Origin of the sequence: Microbispora sp. NPDC046933 (assembly GCF_040644635.1) — a bacterium.
Classification (GTDB): domain Bacteria; phylum Actinomycetota; class Actinomycetes; order Streptosporangiales; family Streptosporangiaceae; genus Microbispora.
Window position 1 is genome coordinate 61,409 of the sequence record NZ_JBEYWW010000041.1, and the last position, 13,841, is coordinate 75,249.

Genomic DNA, 13,841 nt, shown 5'->3' on the forward strand with positions numbered 1-13,841 from the left:
TCCGGCGAACGTTGCCTCCCTTCTTACGTGCCGGCGAGCGCCTCACGGGCCTCGGCGACCCAGCGGGGCACGCCCACCCGCTCGGCCACGGCCAGCGCCTTCTCGTAGTGGTCCCGGGCCGGCAGGCCGAGCCGTACGGCGAGGTCGCCGAGCGTCTTCGCCACCGGCCACAGGGCGACCACGCCGGTGCCGGCCCCGGCGATGCGGTCGCGGAACGGCGCCAGCTTCTCGTACGCCTCCCGCATCCTGCCCTCGTCGTCGAGCAGCATCCCGGCGAGGGCCCGCCAGATGAGGGCGAGCTCGTAGAGGAAGTCGGTGCGGACCGGTTCCCGGCTCGTGGCCACCACCTGGGCGTCCCTGACGTGCCCGGCCGAGGCGAGCGCCACGGCGTAGGCGTCGAGGGTCCACTTCGCGCCGCGCTGGTGGGCCTCGCCCAGCGGATCGGCCATCTCGGCGGCCCGCCCGTCCACCAGGTGGAGGCAGAACGTGGCGATCAGCGGCAGGTCCTGGCGGCCTTCGAGCATGCCGGCCCGCGCGGTCAGCCGCGCCGCGTTCCGGTACGCCCGCTCGGCCCCCGCGTAGTCACCGGTGATCATCAGCCGCTGCCCGGCGTACCACGCGCCGACGGCCGCGGGGGCGGGCAGGGCGTACTGCCGTCCGAGGCGTTCGGCCTGCCCGAGGTGCTCGTCGGCCTCGGCGAAGTCGCCGCGGGCCGCCGCGCACTCCAGCAGCACGAGGTGCGCCAGCGTCTGCACCGCGATCTGGCCCGACTCCGCCCCGACCCGCAGCAGCTCGCGGCCGATGGTCTCGCGCTCGTCGACCTGCGTCAGCGTGTACGACTGCCGCAGCCGTCCGCTCAGCGCCATCGCCAGCAGCGCGGGGTCGCCGCTCGACCTGGCCAGCTCCTCGGCCTCCAGCGACGCCTGGTAGCCGCGCTCGGTGGCCGACCCCTCCAGCTCCAGCGCCAGCGTCGCGAGCAGGCTGGCCCGCAGGGACTGCTCGCCCTCCGGCAGCTCGACCAGCGCCTTCTCGGTGACGTCGACGATCTCCCAGGCCGTGCGGGTGAAGTCGCGGGCGATGCCCTTGTGCGGCACCGCGAGCGCCGCCGCGACCCGGGCGGTCAGCTCCAGATCGCCGAGCGGCAGCGCGACCGACATCGCCTCCCCCCGGTGCGCGCGGGCGGCGGTCATGTCCCCGCACAGCGCCAGCGCTCTGATCATCCGCAGCTGTAGCTCCAGCCGGTCGCGTACGGGCCCCCGGCCGCCGTGCGCCCGGTCGAAGGCGGCGATGGCCTGCTGCCAGAGCGTGGCCGCCTCCCGGTGGGCGAACCTGCGCTCGGCCTGCTCGGCCGCCAGCCCGGCGTACCGTACGGCCTTCGCGGCGGTCTCCACGGTGCCCGCCGCGTCGTAGTGGTGGGCCAGCGCGGCCACGTCGTTCGGGCTGCGCTGCTCGATCACCGAGGCGACCGCGCCGTGCAGGCGCGAGCGGCGCAGCCGGGAGGCGTCCGAGTAGATCGTGTCCCTGACCAGGTCGTGGTCGAACCTGAGCAGGCCGGGGCCCGGCTCGGTCACCAGCCCGGCGAGCAGCGCCGCCTCGACCGCGTCCACCACGGCGTCCTCGTCGCCGGACACGTCGACCAGCACGTCCACGTCCACGTCCCGGCCGATCACGGCGGCCTGCAGCAGCACCTGCTGGGCCCGCTCGGGCAGCCGGGCGATCCGCCGCCGCAACACGTCGCGCACGCCCGAGGGCACCTCGGAGATGTCGGCCTCGGCCTCGAACAGCCGGGCCGTCTCCTTGACGAAGAACGGGTTGCCCCCGGCTCGCTCGACGATCGTGCTGACGACCTCGTCGTCCACCTCGTGCACGCAGGTCGCCCGGACGAGCTCCGCCACCGCGGCGTCGTCGAGGCCGCCGAGCCCGACGCGTACGGGGTCGAGCCTGGCCAGCGCGGCCAGCACGTCCTGCTGCTGGTCGTTCAGCTCGCCGTCGCGGCAGGTGACCACGACGAGCACGCGGCTGGCCGCGAGCAGGCTGGGCAGCGCGCGCAGCAGCGCCAGCGTCTGGTCGTCGGCCCAGTGCAGGTCCTCCAGGAGGATCAGCAGCGGGGCCTCGCGCGCCACGGCCGACAGGTAGCCGCCGACGGCCCGGTGCAGCCGGAAACCGCCCGACGCCTCGTCGTCGGCGGTCGTCGATCGGCTTCCGGCGGCGGCGTCGTCGAGCAGCGGCGCGAGCAGCGCGGCGTACTCGCCCGCGCCCCTGCGGGCGACGAGGGCGCGCAGCACCTCGACCCAGGCCCAGCCGGGCGGGGTCGCCGTGCTGTCGGGGCAGCCTCCGGTCGCCCCTATCCAGCCGTCACCCTCCAGCCGCTCGAACAGCCGCCGCACCAGCGTCGTCTTCCCCGCGCCGGGATCGCCGCTGACCACGGCGACGGTGAACCGGCCCGCCTGGGCGCGGGGCGCGGCGGCGGTGAGCGCGGCCAGTTCGGCGTCGCGGCCGACGAACGGCTCGGGTTCCAGCGGCGGGGCGTCGCCGGTGGCGAGCGGCCGGGGCGGCCAGGTCGCGGTGATCTCGGCGGGCCGCCGGGGCGCGGGGAGCACGAGGTCGAGCCCGGGGTCCTGGGCCAGGATGTCCGACTCCAGCTTTCGCAGCGCCGGCCCGGGGTCGATGCCCAGCTCGTCGGACAGGATCGTGCGGGCCCGGCGCAACGCGGCGAGCGCGTCACCCTGCCGCCCGCACCGGTACAGGCCCAGCGCGAGCAGCCGCCAGCCCTCCTCGCGCAGGGCGTGCTCGTTGGTCAGCGCCTCCAGGTCGGGCACGGTCTCGGCGTGCAGGCCCATCCGCAGCCCGGCGTCGGCGTGCCGCTCCCTGGCCACCAGGCGCAGCTCGCTCAGCCGCGCCACCTCGGCCTCCGCCCAGGGCTGGTCGGCGAAGTCCGAGTACGGCGTGCCCTGCCACAGCGCGAGCGCCGAGTCCAGCCGGGCCCGGGCGGCCTGTGGGCTCTCCTCCAGCCGCTCCCCGGCCGAGCGGACCACGGCCTCGAAACGCAGCGCGTCGACCTGCTCCGGGGCGGCGCGCAGGGCGTACCCCGACGCGACGGTCACGAGCAGGCGGTTGGGCCCGCCGCGCGGGCGGTTCGGCTCAAGCACGCGGCGCAGCCGGGAGATGTAGACCTGTAACCCCGACTGGGCGCCCTTGGCGGTGTCGTCGTCCCACAGGTCGAACAGCAGGGTGTCCACGGGCACGACCTGGCCGCGCGCCACGAGCAGGCGGGCCAGCACCGCCCGCTGCCGCAGCCCGCCGAGGTCGAGCTCGTCGGCGCCGTCGTGCGCCCCGACCGGCCCGAGGACCCGGAACGCCACCGGGCTCGTCGGGGGGCTCATCGGGCGCTCCTCCGCTGTCGTGCGTCGTGCCTGCCGGCCGCCACTTGCCGATCCATGTCAGGCGCAACCGTATGCGCGCCCGCGCAGGGGCACAAGGCATTCACCAACCCGGACACCCTCACCTTCTCGCCCCGCGAGTTTAGGAGATCAGCAGGGTGACCCGCAGTTGATCAGCGGACGCGGGTGCGGTGCGGGGACGCGGCGGAGCCCGCCCCGGCGGCCGCGGCGCGGGTCTCCCGCCTGCGCAGCAGGGCCCATCCGCCGAGCGCGAGCCCGCCCCACGGGATCTCGATGGTGTACGTCCAGAAGCCGAACAGCACGGCGGCCGCGGTGGCCCCACCGGCGGGCTGGCCGAACGCCCCGATCAGCAGCGTGGCGACGCCCCCCTCCATGATCCCCGCTCCGCTGGGCGTGACGAGGGCGGTGGTGAGGACGCGGCTGAGTGCGAAGACGGCGACGGTCTCGGCCGGCCCCGGGTAGGAGTCGGTGGCGATCAGGCAGGCGGCCATGATCAGGCACTGCAGGACGAGGAAGGCGACCATCCCGAGCGACAGGCCCGCCCACCGGCTGTGGATGATGTCGGCCGTGTCCCTGCGCAGGCGTTCGATCGCCGCCGAGGCCGCGTGCTCGGCCGGGCGGAACCGCCGGGGCGCGAGCCGTACGATCGCGTCGAGGACGCGGCCGAGGACGGCGGCGGCGCGGTCCCAGTAGAGGGCGGCGGCCACCACGGCCACCAGCACGAGAATCGAGATCGCGCCGACCCAGCCGGCGTTGGCGACTGTGGGATTGGTGGCCTTGCCCGCGATCAGCAGGCACAGGATCCCCACGGCGGGCAGGATGAACCGGAACAGCGAGTTCCAGATGCCGGTGACCAGCGTGTAGACGACGATCGGCCGGTTGGCGAAGCCCCAGCCGCGGGTCATCCCGAACGTGAGGGCCACGCCCGCGGCACCGCCGAACGGCAGCAGGTTGCTGACCGCGCTTCCCGCCGCGTTGAGCGTGAGCGCCTGCATGTGCGTGAGGCCGGGCAGCGCGGAGGTCATCACGAACGTGTACGCCCACAGGCTCGCCAGCCACAGGACGGTCATCAGCGCGATCGTGTGCCACCCGAGACCGCCGAACTGGTGGCCGATCTCCGTCCAGCTCACGGTGGCGCCGGTGAGCGTGTGCACGATCTGCGGGAGATAGACCACCAGCGCCGTGGCCAGCCCGAGCGACACCACGGACAGCGCGATCTGCAGCCACTTCCTGTTCACCCGCGTACGCCCCCAGTCCGGTGTCGGTCCCCTCCAGTCTGCCGGGCCCCGGGGACGGCCGACTCCTCCTGACGGAGGATCGCGACCCTTAGGCCGTTCTAGGGGGTGCCCTGGGGGCCGTCGAACGGATGCCGCAGGCGGGTGCCGCGGGGCAGGCCGCGGCGCACGTACCACTCGGTGCCGAAGACGAAGCGGTAGGCGAATCCGGGGATCTTCAGCATCGCGCCCAGCGTGCGCTCGCCGTCGCCGCCGGTGGCCTGGCTGGAGTGGGCCGCCATCGCCGCCCGCTTCGCCCTGGCGTACTTGCGCACGTTGACCCGGTGGGTGATCGCCTCCCGGGGCGAGTAGGCCCGCTCGAAGCTCCGCACGTCGATCGCCGGGTAGAACCGGGAGGCCAGCCGTACGCCCTTGAGCAGCAGGTCGCGGTCGACCGTCGCCTCCAGCACGATGGGCGTGCCCGCGATCTCGGCGGCCCGGCTTCCGACCCGGTAGACCTGCACGTGGTCGGGGTGGCCGTAGCCGCCGGCCGGGTCGTAGATCGTGAGCAGGTCGGCCGTCTCCTCCTTGAGCACCGAGGCCAGCCGCTGCGCCGCCTCCTCGATGTCGGCGTCGATGAACGCGTTGTCCGGCCGGTCGTCGGCCACCCCGCCGTCGATCGCCAGGCCCGAGTCGCCGTAGCCGAGCAGCACGACCCGGGCGCAGCCCAGCGCCGCGGCCGAGCGGTGCAACTCGTCCATGCGGGCCCTGCCCAGCTCCTCGCCGTGGGGGAGATCGGCGAGACCGCGCTCGCCGGCCGTCGCGACGACGAGCACCACGCGGTGCCCCTCGTTCGCCAGCATGGCCATGGTCCCGGCGGTCAGCAGCGCCTCATCGTCGGGATGGGCGTGGAAGAACACCGCCGTCCTCATCGCGCCCCACGGAACGTCGTCATCGCGTGCTCCACTCGTCTGCGCCGCCGGTTCCGCCCATGATCCCACGTGGCCCAGGTCGCGTGACGCCGCCCTCCCTGTGAGCAGTGTGAACAGGCATGCGGTTTGATGGGCGTGGCGCGCTCTGCCACGCTGAGGCGGTGAGGATTCTTCACGTCAGCGACTGCTACCTGCCGCGGCTCGGGGGGATCGAGGTGCAGGTCGCCGACCTCGTCAGGGCCCAGCGCGAGGCGGGCCACACGGTCGAGGTGGTGACGGCGACGCCGGGGGAGCGGCTGTCCGGCGTGCACCGGGTTGTCGCGAACCTCCCGTTCGACCTGCCCGTCCACCCGCGCGGCACGTCCCACCTGCTCCGGATCATGACGAGCGGACGGTTCGACGTGGTGCACGTCCACACGGGGGCGGTCTCGCCGTTCGCGTGGATGGGGGTGCGCGCGGCGGTCCGTGCCGGGCTGCCGGTGGTCGCGACCGTGCACAGCATGTGGGATCCGGTCACCCGGGGCGTCTACCGGGCGCTGGAGGCGGCCTTCGAGTGGCGCCGCTGGGGCCTGGTCCTCACCGCGGTCAGCGAGGCCGCCGCGCGCCCCATCCGCGCCGTGGCAGGGCCCCGCGTGCCCGTGAAGGTGGTGTCGAACGGCCTGGACGTGACCTCGTGGCGGCCCGGGCGGGACAGTTCCGCAGGGGACAGTTCCGCCCGGGACAGTGGGGACGGGCCGGTGGACGACGCCGTCCATGTGGTGGCGGTCGGCAGGCTGGCGCCGCGCAAGCAGCCGTTGCGGCTGCTCAAGCTGCTGGAGACGGCGCGCGGCCGGGTGCCCAGGGACGTCGCGATGCGCGCGACGATCGTGGGCGACGGCCCGGCCCGCGGGCGCATGGAGCGCTACCTGCGGGCGCGCCGGATGGGCTGGGTGTCCATGCCGGGCAGGTACAGCCGGGAGCAGATCAAGGACCTGCTGGCCGTGGCCGACGTGTTCGTGGCCCCGGCCCCGCGCGAGTCGTTCGGCCTGGCCGCGCTGGAGGCTCGCGCGGCCGGCGTGCCGGTGGTCGCGCGGGCGCAGAGCGGCGTGGCCGACTTCATCAGGCCGGGCAAGGAGGGACTGCTGGGCCGCACGTTCGACGACCTCGTCGCCTCGGTCGTACGGCTGGCCCGCGACTCCGCCCTGCGTCAGTCGATCGCCGAGCACAACCGGGAGACGGAGCCGGTCCGGTGCTCCTGGCCCGCCGTGCTGGAGGGCTTCGCCGCCTGCTACGAACTGGCCAGAAGCTGATCCGGGGCATCGGGGTCTAGTAGGGGAGGACCCTGCCCGAGGGGGTGCGCAGGTCGATCGGGGCGGGAGTTCTCGGCGGCCGCGGTCGCGGCACGATCTGCACCTTCTTCATCGGGGCCCTCCTTTCGGGGGTGTCCGTCAGCTGGTGCCGTCATGATTCCCAGGAATTGGCCAGGATTATCCTCCGCGCGTCAGTTCTTGTTCTTGTAACGTGCGCTGTTCGGTCACCCGCGCGTCAGGGACGGCCCGCCGGGGACTACTCGCACGCGGTGGTCCTGTCCGCGCCCGGGCCGCCGTTGCAGTCGTCGGTGCCGGCCCCGCCGTTGAGGACGTCGGCGCCCGCCCCGCCGTTCAGCTCGTCGTCGCCGGCGTTGCCGCTCAGGTCGTCGGCGCCCGCGCCGCCGTTGAGCTCGTCGTCGCCCGCGCCCCCGCGCAGTTCGTCGTCCCCGGCGCCGCCGTTGACCTCGTCGTCGCCGGCGTCGCCGCGTACGTCGTCGGCGCCCTTGCCGCCGTCGAGGGTGTCGTCGTTGTTTCCCCCGCGCAGCACGTCGTCGCCGGCCTCGCCGCGCAGGCGGTCGTCGCCGTCGCCGCCGCGCAGGTCGTCGTCGCCGTCGCCGCCGCGCAGGTCGTCCCTGCCGCGCCCGCCCCTGAGCTCGTCGTCGCCGTCGCCGCCGTACACCACGGTGGGCAGGGGGACGTTGATGTCCGCCGCGATGACGACGACGTCGTCCTCGTCGCCGGCCACGATCTTGATCTTCTTGATCACGTTGCCCACCAGGACGGCCTCCCCGTTGCGGGGATCGGGGCTGCATCCCTTGATCGGGCCGGCGTCGTCCTGGACCGCGAGGGAGTAGCCGGTGAGCCCGGGCGCCTGGACGGTCACCTCGTTGGCCACCCCCGGCTCCGCCGTGTAGATGAGCGTCGCCTGGGAGACCGTGCACGTGCCGGCGTAGGCGGGCGCGGCCGCCGCCGCGCCGGTCGAGGGAACGGCGAGCGCCAGCATCGCCGCCGGTGCCACGAGCAGCCGTCGGCGTGCGGACAGGGATCTGGTCATGGGGAGTCCCTTCACACGGACCGGGGTGGAGTGAACCCCCAGGGTTGTACGCGTCGTGGGATGGGTCAATAGGCGGCACGGCGAGAACGGGAACGGTCCAGGCCGGAGTGCGGACCCGGACGAGGATGTGAGCGTTCACTCCCCGGGCTGATCAAGATCTATCTGATAAGCGCGGCATGCTCGATTTGGCGCCGTTTAGCGAGCGCCCTCTCGATGTGCTGCTCCATGATCCGCGCGCGTTCGTGATCTCCCTGTCGGGCGCTGGCGGCGGCGAGATTACGGACCACCCGGAGTACGGCCCCCGCGACTTCCTGCAGATGCGTTTCCCGATGCCAGGTATCGCTGAGCGGATCGAGGCCGAGGACATTCAGCATGGCCCGGACCGACCGGCATTTCCCGGCCGCCCGATCGCGATCTCCGGACGCCAGTGCGGCGTTGCCCTCGGCCACTGCGCCGTGGACGGCCGCGAGGGCCTGCGGCACGTTCAGGTCGTTGTCCATGGCCTCGCTGAACTGCGGGGGAAGGGGTGCGGCGGCGTCGGAGGCCACCCGTAGGACGAACCTCTCGACGCGCCGGTAGGCCGCCGCCGCCTCGTCCAGGGAGCCGGGGCTGAATTCCACCGGCGACCGGTAATGGGCCGCCGCCAGGTAATAGCGCAGTTCGACCGGCCGTACGCGGTCGAGCAGGGCCGGGACGGCCAGCGGGTTGCGGAGGTGTTTGCGTATCTTCTCGCCCCGATGGGTTACCGGCCCGTTGTGCAGCCAGAATCGCGCGAACGAATCTCCGGCGGCCCGTGACTGGGCCATCTCGTTCTCGTGGTGCGGAAATATGAGATTTGCCCCGCCGCCGTGGATGTCGAATTCCGTGCCCAGATATCTGCGGGCCATCGCGGAACACTCCAGATGCCACCCCGGGCGCCCCTCGCCCCAGGGTGAGTTCCACACCGGCTCGCCGGGTTTCGCGCTCTTCCAGAGCGCGAAATCGCGCGGGTCCCGTTTTCCGCGCTCGTTCTCATCGGCCGCCCGCAGGTGTCTGGCGTGCTGCCGGGAGAGGGACCCGTAATTCGGGTAGGAGCCGACCGAGAAATAGACGTTGCCGTCGGACTCGTAGGCGTGCCCGGACGCGACGAGCTGCTCGACCATCTCGATCATCTCCGGGATGTGCCCCGTCGCCCGCGGCTCCACGCTGGGCGGAAGGCATCCCAGGGCGGTGTAGGTGCGGACGAAGGCGCGATGGACGGGATCGGTGATCCGCCACCAGGGAACCCCCTCGGAAACGGACCTGCCGATTATCTTGTCCTCGATGTCGGTGACGTTCCGGCAGAGCAGGACCTCGTATCCGCTGCTTTTCAGCCATCGGTGCAGGATGTCGAAATTCACCTGCGATCTGAGCTGTCCCACGTGCGGCGGAACGACGACGGTGGGACCGCAGAGATAAATCGACACAATTCCAGGAATTCGAGGGACGAAATCGCGGACGGCGCGGCGATGCGTATCGTAAAGGCGAAGACCCACCTAGCCGAGGGTAAGCGACTTATCCGCTCGCTGTCGATAGCGCGGGCCGACCCGGCCCCGCACACCGGGAAATGGCGATTGTGAGGCCGGGGAATAAGGACGATCCGCCCGCTGGTTGGCGCAGGCATGGAGCCGACGAAACGGGGCCGCGTCCGGGTGGAGACGACGGCCAAGCGCGTGCGCGTCTACGTCGAGGGCCGGGCGGTGGCCGACACCACCCGGGCACTGCTGGTCTGGGAGGTCCCCTACTACCCGACGTACTACTTCCCCGCGGAGGACGTCCGCGGGGAGGAGCTGAAGGCCACCGGAGAGACGCGGCACTCGCCCAGCAGGGGCGACGCGGCGGTCCACGACGTGGCCGGCCGGGCGGGCGCCGCCCTTGTGTATGGGGACGACGCGCCGCTGGAGCAGATCCGAGGCCACGTCCGCTTCGACTGGAACGCGATGGACAACTGGTTCGAGGAGGACGAGGAGGTCTTCGTCCACGCCCGCGACCCGTACACGCGGGTGGACATCCTGGCCAGTTCGCGTCACGTCCGCGTGGAGGTGGGCGGCGTGACCGTCGCCGACTCGCGCAGCCCGCGCATCCTGTTCGAGACCGGCCTGCCGCCGCGCTACTACCTGCCCAAGACCGACGTGCGGCTGGACCTGCTGCGCCCGTCCGAGACCGTGACCCACTGCCCGTACAAGGGCCGCGCGGTGTACTGGTCGGTCGGCGATGACGAGTCCGGCAAGGACCTCGTCTGGTCGTATCCCACGCCGCTCCCGGAGTCCCAGAAGATCGCCGGGCTGGTCGCCTTCTACGACGAGAAGGTGGACGTGTACGTCGACGGCGTTCTCCAGGACCGCCCGAAGTCCAAATTCGCCTGACCCGTTCCGGCCGGCAGGAAGGCCATTCGGCGTTTCAGCGGCGGATGACGTGGAGGACGCTCGCGATGCGTTCGGCGGCGGTGACCACGTCGGAGGCGTGGCCGATCCGGCCGGCCCAGGACAGCCAGTACCACCACTCGCCGTCGCTGGCGTTGGACGCGAGCACGTCCTCGGCCATCGTGGGCTCCATGGGGTTGATGACGCGCAGACGCGGATAGAGACCGGCCGGCGCCGTCAGGCGTACCTGGAAGGAGTGGGCCTCGAGCTGCGCGGCGAGCCTCTCCAGGTGGTCCATCGCCTCGCTGCGGTCTACCGTCGTCATGGTCAGCCTCCGGGGAACGTCAGGACCTATCACCGGAAAGGGTGAACCCGCAACGACCCACCGGCAATCGCGTGGATTCCCCGAAACCGTGCAATAACCAGGGAACTCACCCGGATTCCGTGGAACACACGCGGGTTCGCGAACACGAAGCCATAACAGTCACGGGGGGTTGTGTGCCTGCGCGTTTACCGTGGGGAAACAACCGTAAACGGGGACCGCTTCACCAGTGGAGGGCGTGCACATGGCCCGCGGAGAGCACTCACCCGCTTGCGCGCGTCGCTGGCGCGAACAGGCACAGGTACGGCAGTGGACGCTCTGGCAGACCGTCCAGGCGATCCACGGGTGCTGCGGCGTCAGCCTGCTGAAGGCCCACAGGCTCGGCCGCGGATGGTCGGCGAGGCAGGCGATCGAGGAGCTGGAGCACCTGTGCGAGCAGCAGAACCTCGGCCACCCGCGGGCGAGCATCGACCTGCTGAACGCCTGGGAGAACAACCGGGCCCGCCCGCGCCCGCAGACCATCGACCTGCTGGCCCGGCTCTACCGGGCCAACGCCGTGCGGCTCGGCCTGGCCGCCGACTACTGCGAGGACCCGGGCGGGCAGAAGATCGTCGTGGTGGGTCCGGGCCAGACCGGTGAGCAGGCCCGGGCCGAGGACCCGGCCGCCGACGACGCGGAGCGCCGGGCGCTGTTCCACCAGGCGATGCTGATGGGCACGCCGAGCGGCCGGTTCTTCGCCGAGATCGAGGGCCTCCGCCACGACCTCGACCGCACGCTGGCCGCGGGCACGGTGAGCGAGGACCAGCTCGACCGGCTGGACGAGCAGGTGCTGCGCTACCGCAGGGAGTACATGACGACCCCGCCGACGCCGATGCTCTGCCGGGTCATGCTGGAGATCTCCGACGTGCGCCGGCTGAGCGGCGCCCGCCAGCCGGCGTCGGTGCAGCGCCGCCTGCTCACCGCGACCACGATGCTCACCCTGCTCGCCGCCGACGCGCTGATGAAGCTGGGCGACACCCGCCAGGCCCACGCCTGGTACGGCACCGCCCGCGCGGCCTCCGACGACGTGGGCGACCTGCGGCTGCGGGCACTCGTGCGGGCCCAGCAGACCATGCTCCTCTACTACTACGGCGACCTGAACGAGACCGTGCGGCTGGCCCGCGAGGCGCGGATGCTGGCCGGGTCGGCCCCCAGCTCGCCGGCGGCGCTGGCGGCGGCGGCCGAGGCCCGCGCGCTGGCCAGGATGGGAGACGGCAAGGCCGCCAGGATCGCGCTCGCCGAGGCGGAGCAGATCTTCGCCCGCATGCGCGGCATCAGCCAGGACGACCTGGCCTTCGTCTTCACGGAAAAGCGGATGAAGTTCTACCGCACCGGCACGCTGATCGAGCTGGGGGACGCCCAGCAGGTGCAGGGCATCGACGGGTTCCCCCCGGGCTTCCAGACCATCGACCCGGCGCTGATCCTGCTCGACCAGGCGAGCCACCTGGCCAGGCACGGCGACCACGAGGAGGCCTGCAGGATCGCCGCGGACGCGCTGCGGCAGGTGCCCGCCGAGCACCGCACCTCGATCGTCGTCACCCGGGCCAGGGCTCTGCTCGCGGACGCCGACCCCGGGCTGCCCGCCGTACGGCGCCTGCGGCGGGTGCTGTCGGAGTCGTCGCCCACGCTCGCCCTCAGCGGGCTGTTCCCCGCCGCGGACTTCCCTGCGACCGAGAACGCCTGAAACCGCCATGAGGACGATGCAGCTGGCGCCGCTGGCCGAGGAGGCGTTCGGGATCCTGCGCGAGGTCTGCGCGAAGATCGGGATGGACGCGCGGGGCGCGCAGCTCCTGCGGTTGCGCAGCAACGCGGTCTTCAAGCTGCGCGGGTGCCAGGCGGGCGGGGACATGGCGGGCGGGGACAGGGCGGGCGGGGAGATGGTGGTGCGGATCGCGACCGCGCCGGACGCGCTGACCCGGCTGCCGGTGGTCGTGGCGGTCGCCCGCTGGCTCGCCGACCGGGGTTTTCCGACCGTGCGGCCCGCCGACGAGATCGCCGACCAGCCGATCGTGCACGACGGCCGGGCAGTCACCTTCTGGCGGTACGTCCCCTCCCGCGGCCGCCCGACGACCCGGCAGCTCGGCCGGGTGCTGCGCAGCCTGCACCGCGAGCCGGTGCCGCCGGTGGGGCTGCGGACGCTCACGGACCCGCTCGCCGAGGTGCGGCACGCGGTGGAGCACCGGGCCGAGGTCCTCACCGCCGCCCAGCGGTCCTGGCTGAGCGACCGCATCGAGGAGCTCACCGGGCGCTGGCGCGACCTGGACACCGGCGCGCCGGTGCTGCTGCACGGCGACGCCTGGATCGACAACCTGCTGCGCTGCCAGGACGGGCACGTGGTGCTGTGCGACTGGGACGGGGTGGCCGTCGGCCCGCGCGAGTGGGATCTGGTGCACACCTACCACGGGCAGCGCCGCTTCGGCCTGTCGGCGGCCGACGTGGACGAGTTCGCCCGCGCGTACGGCTCGGACCTGCGGCTGTGGCCCGGCTACAGCACGCTGATGGAGGTGCGGGACATGTACGCCGTGGGCATCCACATCCGTAACGCCTCCGGCGACCCGTTCTCCCGGCAGGAGCTGCCCCGGCGGCTCGACTCGCTCACGCGCGGTGACGGGCACGCGCGCTGGTACATGGCGGCACCGGCATAGCCTCGGGTAATCGTGGGTACTCTCCGTACAGGCTGCGAGTGTCGCAGTGGACAATTCCTGAAAACATGGTTTGTAAAAAGCGCACCCGGGTCACTCCGGCGGCGGACGTGCGCGCATTTCCAGCGTCTCACGCGGTCGCGCAATGGATCCGCTGTGCAGCCTCATGTTCCTGACCTGGGAACATGGCGTGGCTTCCAAGAAGGAGAAGCAGTTGTCTGAAGGCACTGTCAAGTGGTTCAACGCCGAAAAGGGCTTCGGTTTCATCGCTCCGGACGACGGCACCGCTGACGTGTTCGTTCATTATTCGGCGATCAACTCGAACGGTTACCGGACGCTGGACCAGAACCAGAGAGTCAGCTACGTGACCGTTCAGGGCACCAAGGGACCGCAGGCCGAACAGGTCACGCCGCTCTAGGACGTGACTCACGGTGACATCGCGGCCGTGACCGGCCGCGCCTGCGGCACCACGTCGGGGGGGGGCCCGGCCGCGGGGGGGGGGCGCGGGTGGTGTGTGGTTGTTTCTCGGGCGGGGGGGCGGGCTTGTGTTTTTGTGTTGGGGACGCG

General features: G+C 72.4%; 11 protein-coding genes. 5 read left to right on the plus strand and 6 right to left on the minus strand.

What is annotated here, in order from left to right:
- Window positions 1–23: 23 nt before the first annotated feature.
- The 3 genes from ABZ857_RS37580 to ABZ857_RS37590 all read right to left on the minus strand — a co-directional run bounded on the left by ABZ857_RS37580 (window position 24) and on the right by ABZ857_RS37590 (window position 5,547).
- Window positions 24–3,383: a BTAD domain-containing putative transcriptional regulator gene (locus ABZ857_RS37580; protein WP_357053423.1), complete on the minus strand. Its 3,360-nt coding sequence runs from the start codon at window positions 3,381–3,383 to the stop codon at window positions 24–26.
- 170 nt (window positions 3,384–3,553) lie between these two features.
- Entirely contained in the window at window positions 3,554–4,639 is a 1,086-nt protein-coding gene (locus ABZ857_RS37585) for a lysylphosphatidylglycerol synthase domain-containing protein (RefSeq protein WP_357053426.1), read from the minus strand.
- A 98-nt stretch (window positions 4,640–4,737) separates the two neighbouring features.
- Window positions 4,738–5,547, minus strand: a complete 810-nt coding sequence (locus ABZ857_RS37590) for a PIG-L family deacetylase (RefSeq protein WP_357053429.1) — start codon at window positions 5,545–5,547, stop codon at window positions 4,738–4,740.
- A gap of 161 nt (window positions 5,548–5,708) precedes the next feature.
- Here ABZ857_RS37590 and ABZ857_RS37595 point away from each other — a divergent pair, with 161 nt between their 5' ends.
- Entirely contained in the window at window positions 5,709–6,836 is a 1,128-nt protein-coding gene (locus tag ABZ857_RS37595) for a glycosyltransferase family 4 protein (RefSeq protein WP_357053432.1), read from the plus strand.
- A gap of 256 nt (window positions 6,837–7,092) precedes the next feature.
- Here ABZ857_RS37595 and ABZ857_RS37600 read toward each other — a convergent pair whose 3' ends face one another.
- Window positions 7,093–7,890, minus strand: coding sequence for a calcium-binding protein (locus ABZ857_RS37600; RefSeq protein WP_357053435.1), 798 nt, complete (start codon window positions 7,888–7,890; stop codon window positions 7,093–7,095).
- 158 nt (window positions 7,891–8,048) lie between these two features.
- Entirely contained in the window at window positions 8,049–9,404 is a 1,356-nt protein-coding gene (cysS, locus tag ABZ857_RS37605; protein WP_357053438.1) for a cysteine--tRNA ligase, read from the minus strand.
- Window positions 9,405–9,530: 126 nt separating this feature from the next.
- Here cysS and ABZ857_RS37610 point away from each other — a divergent pair, with 126 nt between their 5' ends.
- Window positions 9,531–10,274, plus strand: a complete 744-nt coding sequence (locus ABZ857_RS37610) for a DUF427 domain-containing protein (RefSeq protein ID WP_357053441.1) — start codon at window positions 9,531–9,533, stop codon at window positions 10,272–10,274.
- Window positions 10,275–10,308: 34 nt separating this feature from the next.
- Here the strand turns inward: ABZ857_RS37610 and ABZ857_RS37615 are convergent, their stop codons facing one another.
- Window positions 10,309–10,596 (minus strand): hypothetical protein, encoded by a 288-nt coding sequence (locus ABZ857_RS37615; protein ID WP_079315904.1) that lies wholly within the window; start codon window positions 10,594–10,596, stop codon window positions 10,309–10,311.
- 241 nt (window positions 10,597–10,837) lie between these two features.
- Between ABZ857_RS37615 and ABZ857_RS37620 the strand changes: the two genes are divergently transcribed.
- The 3 genes from ABZ857_RS37620 to ABZ857_RS37630 all read left to right on the plus strand — a co-directional run bounded on the left by ABZ857_RS37620 (window position 10,838) and on the right by ABZ857_RS37630 (window position 13,692).
- Window positions 10,838–12,316 carry an XRE family transcriptional regulator gene (locus ABZ857_RS37620; protein WP_357053444.1) on the plus strand — a complete coding sequence of 493 codons (1,479 nt, stop codon included), beginning with the start codon at window positions 10,838–10,840 and terminating at the stop codon, window positions 12,314–12,316.
- 7 nt (window positions 12,317–12,323) lie between these two features.
- A complete protein-coding gene (locus ABZ857_RS37625; RefSeq protein WP_357053447.1) occupies window positions 12,324–13,277 on the plus strand; it encodes an aminoglycoside phosphotransferase family protein in 954 nt (317 codons plus the stop codon).
- Between the two features lie 211 nt (window positions 13,278–13,488).
- Window positions 13,489–13,692, plus strand: coding sequence for a cold-shock protein (locus tag ABZ857_RS37630; protein WP_357053453.1), 204 nt, complete (start codon window positions 13,489–13,491; stop codon window positions 13,690–13,692).
- Window positions 13,693–13,841: the final 149 nt, after the last annotated feature.

Excerpts from the sequence above, each read along its gene's own strand:
- ABZ857_RS37615 (WP_079315904.1), bottom strand. The coding sequence starts at position 10,596 with ATGACGACGGTAGACCGCAGCGAGGCGATGGACCACCTGGAGAGGCTC.
- ABZ857_RS37590 (WP_357053429.1), bottom strand. The coding sequence starts at position 5,547 with ATGAGGACGGCGGTGTTCTTCCACGCCCATCCCGACGATGAGGCGCTG.
- ABZ857_RS37620 (WP_357053444.1), top strand. The coding sequence starts at position 10,838 with ATGGCCCGCGGAGAGCACTCACCCGCTTGCGCGCGTCGCTGGCGCGAA.
- ABZ857_RS37610 (WP_357053441.1), top strand. The coding sequence starts at position 9,531 with ATGGAGCCGACGAAACGGGGCCGCGTCCGGGTGGAGACGACGGCCAAG.
- ABZ857_RS37625 (WP_357053447.1), top strand. The coding sequence starts at position 12,324 with ATGAGGACGATGCAGCTGGCGCCGCTGGCCGAGGAGGCGTTCGGGATC.
- ABZ857_RS37600 (WP_357053435.1), bottom strand. The coding sequence starts at position 7,890 with ATGACCAGATCCCTGTCCGCACGCCGACGGCTGCTCGTGGCACCGGCG.
- ABZ857_RS37580 (WP_357053423.1), bottom strand. The coding sequence starts at position 3,383 with ATGAGCCCCCCGACGAGCCCGGTGGCGTTCCGGGTCCTCGGGCCGGTC.